At 32.4% G+C, this 20024-nt stretch carries 18 protein-coding genes; 6 read left to right on the top strand and 12 right to left on the bottom strand.

Annotated features, from left to right (window positions below; all coding sequences use genetic code 11):
• The first annotated feature begins 3 nt into the window (after positions 1–3).
• From BUR17_RS14475 to BUR17_RS14455, 5 genes are all read left to right on the top strand, one after another.
• On the top strand, positions 4–1734 hold the full coding sequence (locus tag BUR17_RS14475) for a glycoside hydrolase family 3 protein (RefSeq protein ID WP_074231038.1): 1731 nt from the start codon (positions 4–6) through the stop codon (positions 1732–1734).
• A 10-nt stretch (positions 1735–1744) separates the two neighbouring features.
• The gene (gene bshA / locus BUR17_RS14470; RefSeq protein WP_074231037.1) at positions 1745–2893 is read left to right on the top strand and encodes an N-acetyl-alpha-D-glucosaminyl L-malate synthase BshA; all 1149 of its coding nucleotides are present in this window, start codon (positions 1745–1747) and stop codon (positions 2891–2893) included.
• Positions 2894–3157: 264 nt separating this feature from the next.
• Positions 3158–4423 (top strand): DUF2851 family protein, encoded by a 1266-nt coding sequence (locus BUR17_RS14465; protein ID WP_074231036.1) that lies wholly within the window; start codon positions 3158–3160, stop codon positions 4421–4423.
• Positions 4424–4427: 4 nt separating this feature from the next.
• Positions 4428–4649, top strand: a complete 222-nt coding sequence (locus BUR17_RS14460; protein WP_034678114.1) for a PspC family transcriptional regulator — start codon at positions 4428–4430, stop codon at positions 4647–4649.
• Positions 4650–4651: 2 nt separating this feature from the next.
• Positions 4652–5164 carry a GNAT family N-acetyltransferase gene (locus tag BUR17_RS14455; RefSeq protein WP_074231035.1) on the top strand — a complete coding sequence of 171 codons (513 nt, stop codon included), beginning with the start codon at positions 4652–4654 and terminating at the stop codon, positions 5162–5164.
• 108 nt (positions 5165–5272) lie between these two features.
• Here BUR17_RS14455 and BUR17_RS14450 read toward each other — a convergent pair whose 3' ends face one another.
• From BUR17_RS14450 to BUR17_RS14425, 6 genes are all read right to left on the bottom strand, one after another.
• On the bottom strand, positions 5273–5500 hold the full coding sequence (locus tag BUR17_RS14450) for a helix-turn-helix domain-containing protein (protein ID WP_074231034.1): 228 nt from the start codon (positions 5498–5500) through the stop codon (positions 5273–5275).
• Positions 5501–5503: 3 nt separating this feature from the next.
• A complete protein-coding gene (locus BUR17_RS14445) occupies positions 5504–6040 on the bottom strand; it encodes a DUF2975 domain-containing protein (RefSeq protein ID WP_074231033.1) in 537 nt (178 codons plus the stop codon).
• Between the two features lie 192 nt (positions 6041–6232).
• A complete protein-coding gene (locus BUR17_RS21025; RefSeq protein WP_228418754.1) occupies positions 6233–6676 on the bottom strand; it encodes a hypothetical protein in 444 nt (147 codons plus the stop codon).
• Between the two features lie 89 nt (positions 6677–6765).
• Entirely contained in the window at positions 6766–7044 is a 279-nt protein-coding gene (locus BUR17_RS21020) for a hypothetical protein (protein ID WP_074231031.1), read from the bottom strand.
• Positions 7041–7823: a hypothetical protein gene (locus tag BUR17_RS14430; RefSeq protein WP_074231030.1), complete on the bottom strand. Its 783-nt coding sequence runs from the start codon at positions 7821–7823 to the stop codon at positions 7041–7043. The genes BUR17_RS21020 and BUR17_RS14430 overlap by 4 nt, the downstream gene beginning before the upstream one ends.
• 9 nt (positions 7824–7832) lie before the next feature.
• Complete coding sequence (locus BUR17_RS14425; RefSeq protein ID WP_228418752.1) at positions 7833–8531, bottom strand: hypothetical protein; 699 nt, start codon at positions 8529–8531, stop codon at positions 7833–7835.
• A 228-nt stretch (positions 8532–8759) separates the two neighbouring features.
• Here BUR17_RS14425 and BUR17_RS14420 point away from each other — a divergent pair, with 228 nt between their 5' ends.
• The gene (locus BUR17_RS14420; protein WP_074231028.1) at positions 8760–11912 is read left to right on the top strand and encodes a UvrD-helicase domain-containing protein; all 3153 of its coding nucleotides are present in this window, start codon (positions 8760–8762) and stop codon (positions 11910–11912) included.
• A gap of 63 nt (positions 11913–11975) precedes the next feature.
• On the opposite strand, the gene BUR17_RS14415 is transcribed toward BUR17_RS14420, so the two are convergent.
• The 6 genes from BUR17_RS14415 to cysS all read right to left on the bottom strand — a co-directional run bounded on the left by BUR17_RS14415 (position 11976) and on the right by cysS (position 19990).
• A complete protein-coding gene (locus BUR17_RS14415; protein ID WP_074231266.1) occupies positions 11976–12485 on the bottom strand; it encodes a ferritin in 510 nt (169 codons plus the stop codon).
• A 147-nt stretch (positions 12486–12632) separates the two neighbouring features.
• Positions 12633–13088, bottom strand: a complete 456-nt coding sequence (locus BUR17_RS14410) for a hypothetical protein (protein ID WP_074231027.1) — start codon at positions 13086–13088, stop codon at positions 12633–12635.
• Between the two features lie 180 nt (positions 13089–13268).
• Positions 13269–14243: a hypothetical protein gene (locus BUR17_RS14405; protein WP_074231026.1), complete on the bottom strand. Its 975-nt coding sequence runs from the start codon at positions 14241–14243 to the stop codon at positions 13269–13271.
• Between the two features lie 139 nt (positions 14244–14382).
• Positions 14383–17031, bottom strand: coding sequence for a 4-alpha-glucanotransferase (locus BUR17_RS14400; protein WP_074231025.1), 2649 nt, complete (start codon positions 17029–17031; stop codon positions 14383–14385).
• A gap of 126 nt (positions 17032–17157) precedes the next feature.
• Positions 17158–18321, bottom strand: coding sequence for a T9SS type A sorting domain-containing protein (locus BUR17_RS14395; RefSeq protein WP_074231024.1), 1164 nt, complete (start codon positions 18319–18321; stop codon positions 17158–17160).
• A gap of 202 nt (positions 18322–18523) precedes the next feature.
• Complete coding sequence (cysS, locus tag BUR17_RS14390; protein WP_074231023.1) at positions 18524–19990, bottom strand: cysteine--tRNA ligase; 1467 nt, start codon at positions 19988–19990, stop codon at positions 18524–18526.
• Between the last annotated feature and the right edge of the window lie 34 nt (positions 19991–20024).

The following is a 20024-nucleotide window of genomic DNA, read 5'->3' as shown; positions in this document are numbered from 1 at the left end:
ATCATGAAGAAATTAGTTTTTAATTTTCTCTTAATTACCGTTTTATTCAGTGTAAATCTTTCGGCGCAATATCAGCCAAAGGATATTTCAAAACATGATCTTAAAAAAGCAAAAGAATGGGTCAACCAAACTTACAACAGTCTTTCACAGGATGAAAAACTGGGTCAGCTTTTTATTGTGGCGCTTTACACCAATAAAGACGAAAACCATATTAATCAGGTAAGGAATATTGTTATAAACGATAAAATCGGCGGATTGATTCTGATGCAGGATGATGCAGCAAGAGAAATTAATCTTGTGAATGAATTTCAACAAAAATCAAAAGTGCCGTTGATGATCGGAATGGATGCAGAATGGGGACTCTACCAAAGAATCAATACTGCTCACAAATTTCCGTGGGCAATGACATTGGGCGCAATTCAGGATAAAGATCTTATTTATAAGATGGCTGCGAAAATCGCCGAAGATTGCAAAAGAATGGGCATCAATTGGGATTTTGCACCTGTTGTTGATGTCAATACCAATCCAAACAATCCGATTATTGGAAACAGAAGTTTTGGTTCAGAAGTTTCTAATGTGACCCAATCTGCATTATCGTATGCAAATGGTTTGCAAGACAACAATATTCTTGCGGCTATCAAACATTTTCCGGGACACGGTGATACCAATACAGACTCTCACCTTGATCTTCCCGTAGTTTCTCATAACTTGGATAGATTATATAAAATAGAATTAGCGCCTTTCAAAGCTTTAATGAATAAAGGAATTGGTGGCGTGATGGTTGCGCATTTGTATGTTCCAAGTTTAGAGTCTGGAAAAGGAATTCCTGCTTCTATTTCAAAAAATATTATCACAGGATTATTAAAAGAAAAACTTGGTTACAAAGGTTTAATTATCACCGATGCTTTAAATATGGGCGCTGTAGCGAATAAATACAAACCGGGCGAACTGGATGCTTTGGCTTTCAAGGCAGGAAATGACATCATGCTTTTTTCACAAGGTGTTTCCGAAGGTAAAAAACTCATTCAGAAAGCAATTGATAAAGGAGAAATTTCTCAATCGAGAGTTGAAGAAAGTGTGAAGAAAATTTTATTAACCAAATATCTTTTAGGTTTAAGCCAGTACACTCCGAAAAATCCTGAAAATGTTAACTACGACCTCAATAATGATTCGCATACAAAATTGGTTCAAAATCTTTATTCAAATGCTTTAACATTATTAAAAGACGAAAAGAAACTGCTTCCTTTAAATTCTAATACAACCTATTACTATATTCCATTAGAAGAAGCTCCTTATCAGACTTTTGAAAATAGGTTAAAACTTGATGTTAAAGTTATTATTAAAAAAGCTTCAGAAATTAATACAATTCCGGCAAATTCTACAGTAATTGTTGGTTTTCATAAAGATAACTCTACTGCTTACAAGCCTTACAAAATCTCAACAGAATCAAAGAGAATTTTATCAGAATTAACAAAAAACCAAAATGTGATTCTCAATATTTTTGGAAGCGCATATGCTTTGAAGGATATTGATCTATCTAAAGTTTCTACCGTTTTGGTTTCTTACGAAAACAACGATGATTCTATGACGGCAACTGCAGATGCATTTCGTGGAAAGACTACAATTTCAGGAAAACTTCCGGTTTTGGTTAATGATCAATTAAAACCTGGAATGGGAATGACTTTAGATCCATTTAAATTTTCAAAATCAACAGAATTCACCACTTCAAAATAACAACAGTACAATGAAAATAGGCATACTTTGCTACCCAACATACGGCGGAAGCGGAATTGTGGCAACAGAACTCGGAATGTCTCTCGCCAACAAAGGCTATGAAGTACATTTCATCAGTTCGGCACTTCCCGCAAGATTAGATATTACCAATCCGAATATTTTCTTTCATAAAGTGAATGTTCAAACCTACCCTCTTTTCCAGTATCAACCTTATGACATTGCGTTGAGCTCGATGATTTACCGTGTTGTGAATCTTTATAAATTAGATTTACTTCATGCTCATTACGCCATTCCTTATGCTTATGCTGCATTTACGGCAAAGCAAATGCTGAAGGAAGACAACAACGATATTCCTTTGGTAACCACGCTTCACGGAACCGATATTACTTTGGTGGGGCAACATCCGAGCTATAAACATGCGGTAGAATTTTCTATCAACCAATCAGATGCGATTACTTCTGTTTCAGAAAGTCTGAAAAAAGATACCTTACAGTTTTTTAATATCAAAAAAGAAATTCAGGTAATCACCAATTTTATTGATAATTCTGAATTTGATGAACTTAATGAATGTCAGCGAACTCAGTTTGCCAATGAGGATGAAAAAATTCTGATTCACGTTTCCAATTTACGTCCGGTAAAACGTGTGGATGAAGTTTTACAAATCTTTAAAAATGTTGAAAAGAAAGTAAAATCCAAATTGATTATTATAGGGGAAGGTCCCGATATGGAAAAAGTAAATCAGTTCTTAGAAGAAAACCCTGATTTAATATCAAAAATCAGATTGTTAGGAAAAGTAAATGATCTGTATAGAATTTTACAGCTTTCAGATGTATTTTTACTTCCATCCGAGCAGGAAAGTTTCGGTTTGGCAGCTTTAGAAGCAATGGCAGCATACACTCCTGTAATCAGCTCAAATGCGGGCGGAATTCCTGAAGTAAATATTCAGGGCGAAACCGGATTTTTAGCGGAAATTGGTAATGTGGAAGCAATGAGCAATTATTGCATCAAACTTTTGAGCAATGATGAACTTTTAGCACAAATGAAAATGAATGCTAAAGAACAAGCTGTAAAATTTGATCTGAAAAACATTCTTCCTATTTATGAAGAAATGTATAAAACGACGATTGCCAATTTCAAAAAGGAGCCTGCGAAAGCTTAGAAGCTCTTACAAATAAATTAAAATCCAGTGCTCTTGCTCTGGATTTTTTGTTTATAATTTTTTGAATTGAGAACATAGCTTTTCATCATTTAAGAAAATTTTTGAATTAGTTCAGCTCCTTCGGAGCTGAACCTTTGTAGAAAACATCAGTTAATCTACGAATCGCGGCGCTCCGTAGGAGCGCAACCTAAAAACCTCATTAAAAAAAATATCATTTCAAAAAATATTTTTCACTAAATTAGTTGTAACACAAAACCACAACTGATGAATGAAAAATTGCTTCAATATCTTTGGAACTTCAAAGTATTTACTCATTTCAACTTCCAAGACACCGACGGAAATGCTATTGAAATTTTAGATTTTGGGAAATGGAATACCGATTCTGGACCGGATTTTTTGATGGCAAAAATTAAAATCAAAAACATGATTCTTGCCGGAAACATCGAGCTTCATGTAAAATCTTCCGACTGGATTTTTCATCAACACTCAAAAGACCCAGCTTATCAGAATATCATTTTACATGTAGTTTTTCAGAATGATGTTGACATCAAAGAATTTAAAGACCAGAATATTCCGACCTTGGAATTGAGAGACCATATAGATAAAAATGTTTTTCAGAAATATGAAAATCTGCTGAAAGAAAATCTTTTTATTCCTTGTGAAAAGGTTTTCAGCTCTACAAAAATCCCTGTTAATTTTCATGAAGAAAATTTGCTTAAAAAACTGGAAGAAAAATCTTTAGAAATAGAAGCAGATTTGCTGCGTCACAAAAATAATTATGAAGCCGTTATGTTTCATCATCTCGCCTACTCTTTCGGTTTAAAAGTCAATGCATCAATATTTAAACAGATTGCAGAAAGTATCGATTTCAATATCATCAATAAAATCCGGCAAAATAAAACACAGCTTGAAGTTTTACTTTTCGGAATTTCCGGCTGGTTAGAAAATCCACAAGATCCGCAAATGAAAATATGGAAAAGAGAATTTGAGTTTCTTAAAGCTAAATATACTATTCCTGAAATTACAATTCATCCTAAGTTTCTTCGGTTACGCCCGCCAAACTTCCCTACAATTCGTTTATCACAACTCGCTGATCTTTATTTTCAGCATCAACACTTATTCTCAAAGATGATTACTGCAGTAAATTCTAATGTTTTACATCAAATTTTTAAAGAAATAAAAGCCTCAGAATATTGGGACAATCATTTTAATTTTGGTAAAATCTCTACGATAAATCAGCCAAAAGTTTTAACGAAAGATTTCATTGAACTGATTATTTTGAATGCTATTCTTCCTATAAAATACACCTATCACAAATACAAAAATGAAAACATCAACGATGAAATTCTAAAATTCTACAACGAAATTCAGTCTGAAAAGAATTCAGTGATTACAGAATGGAAAAAATTAGGGGTAAAAATCAAAACCTCTTTAGAAAGCCAAAGCTTGATTTATCATTTTAAAAACTATTGCGAAGCAAAAAATTGCTTAAATTGCGGTATCGGATTTAAAATTTTAAAAGAATCTTAAAAAAATGTTTGATAATCTACGCCACAAAATGGAACGCGAATGGTTTGGTGTACTCACAAGAATGGGTGCCAAACTGGGAATTCCGGTTTCCAAACTGAGAGTTTTCTTTATTTATTCTACGTTTGCAACGGCAGGTTTTTTCTTTTTAATTTATCTTGGTCTGGCTTTTACTCTTTGGATTAAAGACATTTTTATCACCAGACGACCAAGCGTTTTTGACCTTTAATTATGGAATTTTTACAGATTACGTCACCCGATGATTATCGTGTGCAACAGATTTTTCACTCTTATTCAACGACTTTTCCGGAAGATGAAAGACGAGAATGGTCTCAATTTATTAAATTATTTGAACATCCGAATGTAAAAGTGATTTCTGTTTTAAATAATACAGAAAATATCGGCTACCTTATTATTTGGGAGTTGAGCAATTATGTTTTTGTGGAGCATTTTGAAGTGTTTTCAGAATTCAGAAATCAAAAATTAGGTTCGTACATTACCGATTATTTGTTTAAAAATTATCCAAGAATTATTTTGGAAATTGAGCCTGAACATTTGAACGAAGATGCTAAACGACGTTTTTCGTTTTATCAGAGAAACGGTTTCAATCTGATTGACGAAATGTATGTACAGCCAAGTTATGGTGAAGGCAAAAAAAGCCTCAAACTTTGGCTTCTTGCCAATTACTCCCCTGAAAATTTAAAGGATGTGAAAGACGAAATTTATGACATCGTTTATCATTAAAATATAAATCCAGAGCTTTTTAATGCTCTGGATTTTTTTTGTCTATAGATTGACTCAGAAATATAATTATTGAAATTTACCTATCTCTCTCCAATAATGACAAAACCTTTAGCGGGTGTCTGTTTTTTGTTCGTCATTGACATATTCTAAAATATCACCCGGTTGACATTCCAAAACATCACAAATTAATTCTAAGGTACTAAATCTGATTGCTTTTGCCTTACCTGTCTTCAATATGGAAAGGTTCGATAAAGTCAGTCCGACTTTTTCAGAAAGTTCATTAAGTGACATTTTTCGCTTGGCCATTACAACATCTAAATTTACTATAATTGCCATATCTTAAACCGTTAAATCGTTTTCGTTTTGAATATCTACTCCTTTTTTGAAAATCGTCGCTATTATATAGATTACAGCTCCCATCAAAATAAACGCCTGACTGTCTGACCAAAATTCGTTTAAATGGTCGGTAACAAAACCATAATGTATTAAAATTTCAACTAATTCTTTGGCAATGTAACTTAACAGTCCAATTGAAAGGGTGTAATAACTGATTTTTGAAATTTGTTTTGCAACGAAAGTACTGAATGGTCTTGACAAATCCATTGTGTGCATGAGTCTGATAACTGTATAAAACAGGCAAGCTTTTAAAATTGAAATGGTTAGAATAAAACCATAGACACCGAAAAAAACCAATTTGCTGTTGTTATACATTTCAGTTAAATCCAACTTTTGATAAAGATTTTGGATAAGTTCAGGTTTATACAAACTGAAAAAGAAATTTACTATTAAACCTCCTGCTTCAACGCATAAACCAACAAAAATAAGCCAGGCTACAATATATAAGCCCCAAAATACGAAGTTATTTGTTTTTGACATCATTATTTATTTTAAAGTTAATGCGTCAAAAGTAATAAAATTTTATTGATAAACAATAAAAATAATTCATTTATCAAAAAATATTTACCGAATAGGAAAACATCTTTTAAAAAAAGATTATCGATCATTTATGTTTTATCCTCATTAATACAAATCAGAATTAAGATTACTCACAATTTTAAATAATTAAAATTAATTGTTCACCTTATTCAATTTAGAATATTCCACAAATGCATTCTGAAGTTCACTTAGAATAGTAGCTGCATTAAAATCTTTACGGTATTTTTTTGAAAGATGATTTACGGTTTCCGCATAAGCCAGGAAATGATCGATTTTTTTTTCATCCATTCCGTATTTTTTGAATATACTCAAATCTATTTCTGATTTTACTCTAGCAAGAAAATTTTGAGTTTCAACATAATTGGGAGTGGTAATTTTTGTTATAGAACCTTTTTTAGTCAAAAAAACTATCGTTGCAATAGTTTCAAAAATATCTAAACTTACATGTCCTGCCTTAAAATCGTGCCCTTGAAAAGATTTTGGAATGACATTTTTCGGGAGTGGCTCATTCAGTTCAGATTTCATGTAATCATTGATTGAAGATTGCAAAGCAGCAACTTTCTTAGACTCTTCCAAATGTTTACTATCTTTACCTAAATTCCCAGTAGGCTTATAGTCAATTTCTACTTCCTGAATCAGGGTTTCAGCTCTTACAAGCTGTATTTCTAATGGAGAATTGATGTTTCTTTTCTAATAATTTTATCAATCCGGTAAAAACCTTGTTTTATAAACTTCACTTCATCATTTTCTTGTGCTTCAATTAAATAATCACCAGAAATATTGCTGTAGGTTTTTATATTTTTAGTGGTATTAAAAACCAAAACGCCAGTTAGATTATTGCGATCTTCATCCACAATTTTACCGGAAATATTCTGCTGTGAAAATGTAAAAATTACCTGCAGTAAAGCAATCAGTATTAAAAATTTTGCAAAAACTGTACTCATTTTTGCTCAACAGTATTATTATTTTGCTTGAGGCGTTCTACATAAATCGGAAGCACATTGTCTAAATTAAACATGACTCTGTTTATATTTTTAGCTTTCACATAGGATCTTATTTCAGGCTTGATAAGAAAACTGAATTCTAAAAACTCCGGAATTCTTTCAGCTGGAATTCCGTCTTTCACAAAATATTCGTCATCAATTCTTTTTCTGATCCAGGTAATATCAAGCTGTACGTCTTCATATTTGTACCATCTTTTCTGCCTTCTGGATTTTCCGCTTATCAAATCAAAAACAGCTTGTACATCAACATTTCCAAAAGCTGCAGCCAATAAAACCTTCTTTACTTCCGCCGGAACTTCACGAGGTTTTTCAGGAGGTTTTGGAAGGCCGATAGCTTTCTGAAGCTGCTCTTTTTTGTCGATTTTAGTCAGTCTTTTAGAATCTTTAGACAGATCTCCGGTTGTAGAAATTATTTCTACTTCTTCTATCTCTTCAGGAATTCTTACCAAAACAACATTCATTGGAGATTCTGCATTTACAACTTTTCGTGAAGCTCTTTCGTATCCTTTTTTGATAAATCTGATCTCATCTTTTTCAGAACCATCAATAGAAAATTCACCCAAAGAATTACTGTAAACCTTCTGATCATTCGAAATATTGACGACCAAAACTGAGGTAACAATCATATCGTTCTCACTCAATGTTTTTCCCGTTATTTTCTGCTGACCAAAGAAATGTATTGTAAGAAAAAAGAAAAATACAGCAAGATTTTTTCTCATCGTTTGTGTTTATTTTTGAATTTGTGGAGCTCGGTAAGAAGAAATCCGCATCAAAACTGCCCCTTGAAACCTCATCAGATCAGCATCACTCACAAAGCCATATTTTAAAATTTTCTGTCTTTCAAATCCACCAGCAAGAACATAGTTGATAAAATGATTGATGAAAGGTTTTTCTATTTTTAAATCGGTAAAATACTGCTCACCCAAAGCATAAGCAAGATAATTTGTCAAGTCAAGATCATCCCATTTGTTTTTCACTTTTCCTATAGAAAAACCCTGCCCTTTTGGTTGCACAAATTCACCGGGTCTGGCTGCTAAAATTCTTGGATCAGATTTTTGTTTTAGATAATTATTAATTTCAGCTTTCAGTTTCTCAACTTTTTTTGGCTGATTTAATGTTTTAGAATCTATTTTCAGATCTCCGCTGAGTCCTTTTTTAATTTCTACTTCAGCAATTAATTCTGCTGCCCTCAACAATTTTACGTTCATTGGTGATTCTAGATTTTCTTTGGAAACTTTTTGGTCTGTTCTTTCAAATCCGTTTTTAAAAAAACGAAGAATATCACCTTGTCTTCCGGAAATCATAAAATGGCCGTCTCTGTTGGTAAGAACCTGCTCATCGGTCCGCAGGTTGATGACTGTCACGTTTGGAACTTCAGACAAATCTTCAGACGAAATCTTCCCAAAAATATAGTTTTGAGCATTCATTTGAATGAAAGAAATTAGAGACAAAATAAAGAGTAGTTTATATTTCACAGATTATTGTTTATTAAGCAAAACTAAAGTTATTTTTCATTAACACAGCAAGTTTAACCAGACTTAACGGGTTTTAATATTTTTTTTGAATTTAAACTTCGAAACTGTTAAAATATCAGCTTCAATTTGTTAAATTTTCAATTAAATTTTATCTAAATTGCATAAAATCTTTCGTTAAAAATGTCAAACTCTTATACAGTAATCAATGCTTCAGCAGGTTCCGGTAAAACCTATGCTCTTGTACAGAGGCTTCTGATGATTTGTCTGAGATATCCCAATCAGCATCAATCCATCAGAAATATTTTGGCATTAACGTTTACCAACAAAGCTGCAAACGAAATGAAAGAAAGAATTCTTTCATGGCTCAACAAATTTACGGCAGATAATTATCGTGAGAATAATGATCTTAAAAACATTCAGAAAGCGTTTGAAAACGAAGGCCTGAAAATAACGATTGATGAACTTCATCACCGTTCCAAGAAGCTTTTAGATTATATCCTGCATAATTATTCTACCTTAAATATCGGGACGATTGACCGTTTTAATTCTCGATTGGTGCGAAGTTTTTCTTATGAATTGGGTTTGGCTAAAAATTTTAATCTTGAAATTGATGCAGAACCATTTTTGATTGAAGCTGTCGACAAAATGCTCGATCAAATTGGGGAAAATGAGAATATTTCCAATTCGTTTATGGATTATGTGGATTACAGTCTGGAAAATAACGAAAGAATTAATCTGAATAAAAACCTTTACGATTCTGCAAAAGAATTTGTAAAAGACATTCATTACGAACATCTGAAAGACAATAAAGAATTTGATGATGAGAATTATGAAAACATCAAAAACACGTTAAGAAAAGAGATTACATCCAACAAAAAACAATCATTAGAATTAGCTTTACAATCCATCGAATTATTTAAATCTAGAAATATCGAGATTGAAGATTTTGCGCAGGGAAAAAATGGGATTGGTGGATTTTTTCCGAAAGTTGTCGATTTTTATCAGAAAAAAAGGTCTGGATTTCCTTTTCCAACAACATCAGAAGAATCTGTGGTTGAAAAATACAGAAAAGGAGCCGCAGCAAAATCAAAACACAAAGACGCAGAAATTTCAGAAATCCTAGAGCCACTTCTTGAAAATAGAATGAAACTCATTCTTCTGTTCATCGAAACTCAGAAAAAAGAAAAAATACTTTCCGCTTTATTGCCTTTAAAAGTCAACAAAGATATTCAGGATGAGTTGAGAAAAATTGAGGAAGAAAATGATTTGGTTCTGCTTTCAAAATTCAATATTCTGATTAATGAAAATCTTAAAAATGAGCCTTCAGCTTTTATTTACGAGAAAGTAGGTTCACAGTTTCAGCATTATTTCTTTGATGAATTTCAGGATACTTCAGAATTGCAGTGGCAAAATTTTGTTCCTTTGAGAGATCACAGTATTTCGACAGAAAACACCTCTTTTACTTTGGTAGGTGATCCGAAACAGAGCATTTATCGTTTTCGTGGTGGTGAAAGTAAATTGATGTTAGATATTATCAACAAAAAGGAATTTACCCCTAAAAAAGCAGAATTATTAGTTCTGAAAGATAATTGGAGAAGTGCTAAAAATATTGTTCAGTTTAATAATGAACTGTATCATTTTCATTCTTTAAACCTTGAAGAAGAGCATCAGCATATTTTTGGTGTTGATGGCGAGCAAAATCCAAAATCAAGTATTGATGGAAGAGTAAAAGTAAATCTCATTGAAAATTTGACCAATGAAGATTTCTACAACGATGTTTCAGAAAAAATGCAGAAAGATATTCAGGAATGTCTGGATAACGGTTTCAGGTTTTCAGATATTACCATTTTGTGCCGTGGAAATTTTGACATTTTCTCTTATTCACAAAAATTAGGAAATCTGAAAGTCAGTTACAATGGCGAAGAAACCAATATTAAAACGATTTCAGATAAAGGTTTAACTTTAGAATTATCAAATACTCTACTGGCTGTTGTTGAATTTTTGAAATGGGAAACCAATCCGAAAAACAAACCTCATCTTATTATGATGATGTTTTATCTCAACAGACTCGGAAGAATCAGCATGCCCGATTTCACTTTAGAAATGAAAGAAATTCTGGCTTTAGAACAGCATGAAACCATCATTCAATTTATTGAAGAAAAGTATCATTTAAAATTGAAACAAGATCATTTTCCGAAATTTAATCTTTATAATTTTATTGAATATTACATCAACGAGTTTTCGATTGAGCACAAAGAAACAGATTTCCTACTCAACTTTTTGGAAATGCTTTTCAATTTCACTCAAAATGCAGGAGCAAGTACCAAAGAATTTCTGAAATATTGGGACGAAGAAGCTTCAACGTATACGATTCAGGCTTCCGAAAATATAGATGCGATTCAGATCATGACGATTCACAAAGCAAAAGGGCTTGAATTTCCGGTCGTTTTTATTCCGATGATGAATAAAAACCGTGATTCTGAATTTAGCAACTGGTTTGAAACGGATGAAAAATCGGTTTTAAAATCTGTTAACATCAATCAGTTCAATAAAAATCTTGAAGTTTATGATGAAGGCATTGAGAAATTTAATCACGAAAATTCTTATAAAAATCTTGTCGACAGATTGTGTCTGCAATATGTTGCCACAACACGACCCGTAGAACAGTTGTTTTTTTACCTTCAGAAACAAAATAAGACTTCAAATAATTTAGAAATTTTGGAGTTTATTCAATCTAAAAATCTTCAGGATCTTGATGAATTTGATTTGTATGAAACGCATCCTGAAATGTTAAAAAAACAAATCTCTCATAAGAAGTCTGAGTTTAAAACTGAAAATATTCAGACCCTGAGAAACGAGCATGAAAATACAAGTTCAATAAAAATCGCTACGCCTTCAAAAAATTATCAGGTAAGAAATGAGAAAGTAAGAATCGGACTTTTTGTACATGAATTGCTTTCAAAAATCAACATTGAAAAAGATATTGATAAGGTTTTGGAAACGTATGTTTTGGAAGGTCAGATCACGCTTGAAGAAAAAGGAAATATTAAAGACGATCTCAAAAAAATAATCCATCAATATTCAGAATTTTTTGATGAAAAATGGAAAGTGATTAACGAAAAAGACATCATGATTTCTGAGAGAGGAATCAGCAGAATTTATCGTCCCGACAGAATTTTAAAAGGTGACGAAGGTTATATTATCGTCGATTTTAAAACCGGAATGGAAACCGAAAAGAACGATAAACAAATTGAAACCTACAAATCTGTTTTAGAAAACCTAGGCATGAAGGTTATTAAAACACAGCTGATTTATATTCCTGAGAATTTATAAAATTAAAAAAGTTTCGGCGGCACCTTTGGTGCCGCCGAAACTCACAATTTCAAAAAAATATTTTTAGGCTGTAGGATCTGCTACAAAAACTCTTTTCGCCAATTCCTGATCAAAAAGATATAACGCAGATGGATTATCACACACCATTTTAATTTTCGTTACGTACTGAGAAGCGCTTGCTTCTTCTTCTACTTGCTCATTGATGAACCATTGCATGAATGAAGTCGTTGCAAAATCACCTTCATCATTTGCATTTTTCACGATATTGAAAATACTTTTAGTTACTTTCTTTTCGTGCTCCAGAGCTTTCTCAAAAATATCTGTTGCGTTTTCAAACTGGTGTGGTGGTTTTGCGATTTCACCTAAGATGATTTCACCACCTACATCGTTTAGGTAATCAAACATTTTTTCGGCATGCATCAATTCTTCTTTGCTTTGAACTCTGAAGTAATTGGCAATTCCGTCAAGATCTTTTGCTGAAAACCAAGCAGACATAGAAAGATAATATTGAGCCGCATATTGCTCGTGAGCGATTTGTTCGTTTATTAGCTGTGCAATTTTTTCACTTACCATAATAAAAAATTTATATTCAAAATTACGCATTAAAAGGCGAATTGAAAAGTTTTCACAAAATTTAGATTTAGATTTAATATAAAAAAGGACAGAATTACTTCTGCCCTTCTAACATTAAAAATCAAAATTATAAACTTCTATATCAGCTTATATTGAGGTTCCAGACTGAGGTTTCGCCATCATTTTTCTATCATGCTTCATACCTCTTTCTTTTATCATCGCTTTTCTTTCTTCCATTTTAGCTTTTCTTGAAACCTGCCATTTATCATATTGTTCCGGAGTCAAGATGGTTTTCATTTCATTGTCCATTTGCTGTCTTTTAGCTTTCATCTTCTCCATTTTCGCCTGTCTTTCGCCTTTGTTTTTTTCAAACTCAGCTTTCATATCAGCCTTACGTTTTTCCTGAAGATTTTTTATTTTTGCAACCTGAGATTCATTCAGGTTTAATTCCTTTTGCATTTCAGCCATTCTTTCCTGCTGCTTCAACTCCATTTTTTTATGCATTTCCTCTCTGTTAATTTTTTTGTCTTGAGGATTTACCTGTTGTGCCATTGCAAAACTTCCTGTTACGATAAAGGCTGCGGCTAATACTAATTTTTTCATGTGCTTAAATTAATTAATTGTTTTGTTATATCTTTTTGATACTGAATTTTGCCATAAGTTAAAAATGAAATTCATAAATAATGTTAAATTTAATTATTAATATTTCAACATTTTATAAAATAAAAAAGAGAGTAGATAAAAAATCCACTCTCAACACCACTCAAATATAATATATGAAAATTAATTCCTTACTAAATTCCCTCTGAAGCCAGAATTTCTTCCTTCATTAGAATTATTCTGCTGTCTTGGAGCATTATTTTGCTGTCTCGGGCTCGAGTTTTCATTTCTCGGTTGAGATCTGAATCCTCCGTTTCCATTGTTTCTTGGTGAATTGTTTTCAGATCTTGGAGTAGCCTCTCTGTGTCTTTGTCCACCTTCATTTCGTCCATTATCATTTCTAAATCCTCCATTATTATTTCTCACTCCACCATTTCCATTATTGCTTCTGATACCGTTATTTCCGTTGTTATTTCTTACGCCATTATTGGAATCTGAATTTCTAAAACCACCAGAAGAATTTCCATTTCTGATACTTCCCGCTCGTGAAGATCTTACAACATTCAATGTTGGGTTATCATTTCTACGGAAGCTGTTTCTGTCAACTTTATAAATATTGATATTCACATTTCTATATCGAGGCATTACTCTGTATGTCGGAACATAATGTGTTCTTCTGTAATTTTGGAAATATACAATCGGACTACGACCATGATAATAGTTGTTTTGGAAAACTACAAAAACTCTTGGTCCTAAAATTCTTTCCATTGCATAAAACCTGTCATAATACCATCTATCCGGATTGTAACGGTAGAAATTATTCCACGAAGAAAAACTTGAGTATAAATTATTCAGATATAAAATCTGATCAATTTGCCAACGGTTTAATCTGTGTTGAGCAAAAAATCCGTTCCAGTTGATATTGATGATACTCTGTCTGTAATCGTTATAATAACTCTGGTAATAATCTGAAGGATAATAATCCTGTGGATAGTTGTAGTAATAGTCATCTGGGAAATAATTCCTGTCATCGTCATCACTGTAATATCCGTCATTATTTCCATAATATCCATCGTTGTCCCAACCGTTATTTGGATATTGCTGAGCAAATGATAAAGTTGCCAAACCTAATGCAAATCCTATAAATATATTTTTCATTTTATTAATCGTTAATTGGTTAATCCAGAACTTTCATTCTTATCTTTTTGATATAGATACAAAAAAGAAGTTAAATCTACAGATAAAACTTCTTCTTAAAATATTTTTAAACAATTGATTTTCAATACAATAATTTTAATCAACCTCTTCCACTTTCATTAATCCAATTTGAAACCTTTTGATTAAATTCTACATTTTCTGTTAAATTTTCAAGGTTTAAATGCATTCTGTAACGCCAATAGTGCGGAAACACTGCAGGATTATTAATTCTTTCATTCTCAATCTTCGAATTGACTAAATTTTCATCCATTGCAAAGAAATCCTGAATAGGGAAAATTGCCAACATTGCATCGTTGTAAAGATGCTGTTTCATTATAATTTCGGCTAAATAAGGTTCTAAATCACTGGGCGCTTTTCCATTTTGATTTAATTGTTGATTAAAATAAATCTGCGTAGATCCGGGATTTTCTTTCCACCATTGACGAAGCGTTGAACTGTCGTGCGAAGAAGCTGTAACGACATTCATGTAACCTGCTTTTTTAGGATTAGAAAACGGAATATTTCCTGAAGGCATACGTTGAACTTTCAATGCGACAATTGCCAATTCATCCATCACTTCAGGAACACAATCCGGAACCATGCCCAAATCTTCGCCACAAATCAACATATCTGTTGCATTCAGGATAACCGGAAGTTTTTCCATGGCTTTTTCTTTCCATAAATAATCCTGTCTTTTAAAGAAGTAATCCTGATAAAGCTCGTAAACAGAGCTTCTTTCCCAATCAGAAAGATATTGATAAGATTCAGTTTTAAAAACATTAAATCTCGGATGATAAACCGTTTCGCCGTTTTTTTCTTCAGTCAAGAATAAAACATTCGCACAAAGCGAAATTAATTTTTCAGAAATATCTTCAGGTTGATTTTTAAAATAATCTGCAATCTTTCTTTGAGTATTAAACTCGTCTTTAAATTGATAAGTTCCGTCTGAATTTTTATGGATAAACTGTAAAGCTTTAAAAGTTTCTTCTCCAAAATATTTCCACAAAATTTCATCATTAATGAAAGGTTTACAATATCTTTCAAAATCAAAAGGGATGTGTCTCGCTTTAAATTCATCAAAAATGACAGGAACAGCCGGATAAAAATATCCTAAAATTCCCTGAGTTGCAGAAATTGGCATTCTCCAGATTCTGAAAAATCCTAAAATATGATCGATTCTCATCGCATCAAAATACTGTTCTAACGCTTTGAATCTATTTTTCCACCACCTGTAATCATCTGCTTTCATCGCTTCCCAGTTGTAAGTCGGAAATTCCCAATTCTGCCCGATTTCCGTAAACTGATCCGGAGGTGCTCCTGCTTGGAAATCCATTCCGAATAAATCAGGTTCCGCCCATGCTTCAACAGAATGTCTATAAATTCCGATCGGTAAATCTCCTTTTAACGAAATTCCTAAACCATGAATATAATCAACAGCATCTTTTAATTGTTTATGAAGCTGAAACTGGATCCATGCATGAAGCATCGAAGCATCATAATCTTTATTTTTAGCTGAAAAAAACGGTGAAATTTTACCTGCAATATATTTTTTTTGGGTTTTCCACTCGTTGAAATTCGGTGTTTTGTATTTATCTCTCAAAACACAAAATGCAGAATAGGGTAAAAGCCATTCTTCATTATCTTTGATAAACTTTTTGAAACTTCTGTCTTTATAAATCTTCTCTTTTTCGGTATTGAAAACAGCTTTAAGATATTTCCATTTTGCAGAAATCATTTTTTCGTAATCAATTAAATCTAAAGAATTTAATTCTGATTTTTTTGCATGAAACTCTTCAACTAATTCTTTCGGTAATTCAAAATCAAGATTTTCAATAGAAATATATTGAGGATGTAAAGCATAAACCGAAACTGCCGCATAAGGATAAGAATCTGTCCATGAATAATTGGCCGTTGTGTCATTAATCGGCAAAATCTGAATAATCCCTAAAGAAGCTTTATTTGCCCAATCTGCCAGTTTTTTTAAATCAGAAAATTCTCCTACACCAAAACCATTTTGAGTTCTCAAAGAAAAAACAGGAACTGCAACACCTGCATCGTGATACATTTGATAAGATTTAAATCTGAAATAATGATCTGCTACAATCTGCAAAACATCATTCTGTTGATTGGGAATTGTTGACCTGTTTTCACCACTTTCTATATCAATTATTTTTCCTTCAATTGTATCAAAAATGGCGTATTTATATTGAATAAGCTGAATTTCAGGAATATCAACAGAAGCTTCCCAAATCCCGAAATCAGTCTGAGATAAATGAATTGAATTTTCATAGCTCCAATTACCTAAAGAAGGTGTATTTCCTATTAAAACAATTTCCCAGTTAGGATTATAAACCGGTGCTTCAATTCTGAATAAATGAGTGTGTTTTTTTAAGACCGAGATTTTTCGTGGAACTAATTGGGAAAGTTTGTTTCTTAAAATTTTATTGTTCAGATAATTTTCCGGAAAGTTTTTGCTGTTCCATTCATCGAAAATTAAAAACTCTTTATAGTTGTGAGGAAAACCCAAATGATGCAGAACAAACTCTTCCCGCAAAATATTTCCTCTTTCGTCTTTAAGCTGATATTTGTAAGCAATTGATTTAGAAAAAAAATCTACTTCACATTTCCACAAACCATTTTCGGTATGAAACATCATGTAACTTCGGGCAGCAGAATCTTTTTCATCAACAATAAGTTTTAGTCTCTCGCCTGGTTTTGCATGATATTCAATATTAAAATACAATTTCATCGATGTCTATTTTCCCTAAAAATACGCTTAAAAATTGAGAAACAAGCTGTTGCAATATCAAATATTCATTAAAAAACCTTTCCTCAATACTGAAGAAAGGTCTTTAAATATTATAAAAAAGTCAATTTATTTAGTAACCAAAATTTTCTTAGACAATAAGTTTTTACCAGATTCTTCTGTGATGCTCACCACATAAGTTCCGGTTACCAGATTTCTAAGCTGAATCTGCTGATTAAGGTTTCCGTCTTTTACAGATAAAGTTGTTGACATCACCGATTTTCCTGAAACATCAAAAATATTCACTTTAATATTTCCTTTAACAGCCTTATCATTTACATTCACCGTAATCGTTTGTTCATCAACTTTTGTTGGATAAATGTCAATATTAGCCAAAGTATTTACAGCCGCAATTCTGTCGTTTGCAAAGTATTTACTTGCCAAATCATAAATATGCAAATTCTGTTCACCCGGAAGTTGTTTTGCTTCCAAGTTATTAAGATTCAATTCATACAAAGCAGCTCCTTTTGCGCTTGCAATCATTACTTTTCCTTTAGAATTTACTGCTGCTCCATTTACAGAATACGCTTCAGGTAAGCCTGTAATTTTACCTACAAATTTTGCCTTTAATTCTTTCGTTGAAACTTTAAATACATTTCCAGAAGCTGCAAAAACATAGAAGTTATTATCTGCATCAGCAATCATATCGCCGCCAAAACCTGTTTCCATCGCAGTAAAAGAATTTTTGCCGTTCGAAGCATCATCTTTAATAATGCCTAAATCATTTACAATGTATTGACTGTTTTTTTTATTGATTTGAATAAATTGTGTTCCTGCATTATTAATAACATAAATATTTCCGTCATAACCGGTTGCCATTCTTGTAATATGAGAATTGATATCACAAGAAGTAACTCTTGCCACAGTATTTTCAACTAAAGTAATTTCTTTTGTTTTTTGATTTAAAACATAGATATTAGACGAAAACATTGGCATATACACCAAATTATTGCCCGAAGAATCTAAAGCTAAAGCCGCCAAATTCATTGACTGAGCATGGTTGTAAGAAGTTTTATCTTCAGTAACTGCTGTTGTTTTAGATTGGGAAATCACTTTTGCCTCTGAAGAAACTCCGAAAATACTTTCACCGGAAGTTCCGTCTGAATTCATTACGCGGAAATCATTAAACTCAATTCTTGGAGAATCTTTTCCTGCCAATGCAAAAAAATCTTGTTGCGCATTGATTGTATTTCCAAGTAATAATAAAATAATAGGGAATAAATGTTTTTTCATGTGTTAATTTTTATTTGTAATTGTTTTAGTCTTACTAAGTTAAACAATTTTTGAATTGTATTTTGAAAAAATATTATTAAAAATATAACAATTTTCAGCATAAAAAAACTCTCGCAGATTTTAAAGATTGATCAGATAATTATTTTTAAAAAATCTGGGCAATCTTTAAAATCTGCGAGAGATATAAATTGAAAAACTTTCTTTAGTTCAAAACGTAAGTTGTACCTTCTCTTCCATCTTTCAGCTCAATTCCTTCTGCTAAAAGTTTATCTCTAATCTGGTCTGAAAGGTCAAAGTTCTTAGATTTCCTTGCCTGATTTCTTAATTCAATTAAAACCTGTAACGTCTGATCTAATTTTTCATTATTATTTTCTTCAATATTCTGCAATCCTAACACATCAAAAACAAAAGCATTTAATGTAGATTTTAAATCTTCCAGATCTTTAGCTGAAATCGTTTCTTTTTCATCTTTTAAAGCAAAAATAAATTTCACCGCTTCAAATAAATGAGCAATCAGAACAGGTGAATTGAAATCATCTGTTAAAGCATCATAACACTTGGTTTTCCAATCTTCCAAACTAAAACCAGACTGTTTCTCATCATTCGGAGTGATTGAATTTAATATTTTTAAAGCTTCCATTAATCGACTGAAACCTTTTTCACTCGCCAACATTGCATCATTAGAAATATCTAAAACACTTCTGTAATGTGCCTGTAAAAAGCAAAAACGAACAATCGCAGGATGAAAAGATTTTTCAAAAAAATCATTTTCACCAGAAACCAGTTGCATTGGTAAAATATAATTTCCGGTTGATTTACTCATACGCTGAGAATTCATCGTCAACATATTAGCGTGCATCCAGTAATTTACCGGAGAAGCTCCGTTGCAAGCTTTTCCCTGTGCAATTTCACATTCGTGGTGTGGAAATTTCAAATCCATTCCACCACCATGAATATCGAAAGTTTCACCTAAATATTTCGTGCTCATCGCAGTACATTCAAGATGCCATCCCGGGAAACCTTCTCCCCAAGGAGAATTCCAACGCATAATATGCGCAGGAGAAGCTTTTTTCCATAGTGCAAAATCCTGAGGATTCTTCTTTTCTCCTTGACCGTCTAAATCTCTTGTGTTGGCAAAAAGTTCTTCGATGTTACGTTTTGAAAGTTCACCGTAGTTTAAACCTCTATTATTATATTCCAAAACATCGAAATAAACAGAACCGTTGCTTTCGTAAGCAAAACCTGTTTCAATTAATTTCTGAGTCAGCTCAATCTGCTCTACGATGTGACCAGTCGCAGTAGGCTCAATATTCGGAGGCAGTAGATTGAACATATCTAAAACCTTGTGAAAATCTACAGTATATTTCTGCACAATTTCCATCGGTTCTAATTTCTCAAGACGGGTTTGCTTTACAAAACGGTCGTTATTAACATCTCCATCATCGGTAAGGTGACCTGCATCAGTAATATTTCTTACATATCTTACCTTATACCCAAGATGCGTTAAACTTCTGTAGATAAAATCGAAAGAAAGAAAAGTTCGCACATTTCCCAAATGCACATTGCTGTAAACGGTCGGTCCACAAACGTACATTCCAACATTTCCTTCTAAAATTGGTTTAAATATTTCTTTTTCTCCCGCAAGAGAGTTGTATATTTTTAGTTGCATTTATTTTTGATTTAATGATTTTTTAAATTTATTT

Origin of the sequence: Chryseobacterium scophthalmum (assembly GCF_900143185.1) — a bacterium.
Lineage (GTDB): Bacteria > Bacteroidota > Bacteroidia > Flavobacteriales > Weeksellaceae > Chryseobacterium > Chryseobacterium scophthalmum.
The sequence above is the reverse complement of the archived record's forward strand: the minus strand, read 5'-3'. Positions and strand labels throughout refer to the sequence as shown.

Excerpts from the sequence above, each read along its gene's own strand:
- BUR17_RS14445 (WP_074231033.1), bottom strand. The coding sequence starts at position 6,040 with ATGTCAAAAACAAATAACTTCGTATTTTGGGGCTTATATATTGTAGCC.
- BUR17_RS14430 (WP_074231030.1), bottom strand. The coding sequence starts at position 7,823 with ATGAGAAAAAATCTTGCTGTATTTTTCTTTTTTCTTACAATACATTTC.
- BUR17_RS14400 (WP_074231025.1), bottom strand. The coding sequence starts at position 17,031 with ATGAAATTGTATTTTAATATTGAATATCATGCAAAACCAGGCGAGAGA.
- BUR17_RS14415 (WP_074231266.1), bottom strand. The coding sequence starts at position 12,485 with ATGGTAAGTGAAAAAATTGCACAGCTAATAAACGAACAAATCGCTCAC.
- BUR17_RS14450 (WP_074231034.1), bottom strand. The coding sequence starts at position 5,500 with ATGGCAATTATAGTAAATTTAGATGTTGTAATGGCCAAGCGAAAAATG.
- BUR17_RS14410 (WP_074231027.1), bottom strand. The coding sequence starts at position 13,088 with ATGAAAAAATTAGTATTAGCCGCAGCCTTTATCGTAACAGGAAGTTTT.
- BUR17_RS14420 (WP_074231028.1), top strand. The coding sequence starts at position 8,760 with ATGTCAAACTCTTATACAGTAATCAATGCTTCAGCAGGTTCCGGTAAA.
- BUR17_RS14455 (WP_074231035.1), top strand. The coding sequence starts at position 4,652 with ATGGAATTTTTACAGATTACGTCACCCGATGATTATCGTGTGCAACAG.
- cysS (WP_074231023.1), bottom strand. The coding sequence starts at position 19,990 with ATGCAACTAAAAATATACAACTCTCTTGCGGGAGAAAAAGAAATATTT.
- bshA (WP_074231037.1), top strand. The coding sequence starts at position 1,745 with ATGAAAATAGGCATACTTTGCTACCCAACATACGGCGGAAGCGGAATT.
- BUR17_RS14460 (WP_034678114.1), top strand. The coding sequence starts at position 4,428 with ATGTTTGATAATCTACGCCACAAAATGGAACGCGAATGGTTTGGTGTA.
- BUR17_RS14395 (WP_074231024.1), bottom strand. The coding sequence starts at position 18,321 with ATGAAAAAACATTTATTCCCTATTATTTTATTATTACTTGGAAATACA.
- BUR17_RS14465 (WP_074231036.1), top strand. The coding sequence starts at position 3,158 with ATGAATGAAAAATTGCTTCAATATCTTTGGAACTTCAAAGTATTTACT.
- BUR17_RS14425 (WP_228418752.1), bottom strand. The coding sequence starts at position 8,531 with ATGAATGCTCAAAACTATATTTTTGGGAAGATTTCGTCTGAAGATTTG.
- BUR17_RS14475 (WP_074231038.1), top strand. The coding sequence starts at position 4 with ATGAAGAAATTAGTTTTTAATTTTCTCTTAATTACCGTTTTATTCAGT.
- BUR17_RS14405 (WP_074231026.1), bottom strand. The coding sequence starts at position 14,243 with ATGAAAAATATATTTATAGGATTTGCATTAGGTTTGGCAACTTTATCA.
- BUR17_RS21020 (WP_074231031.1), bottom strand. The coding sequence starts at position 7,044 with ATGAGTACAGTTTTTGCAAAATTTTTAATACTGATTGCTTTACTGCAG.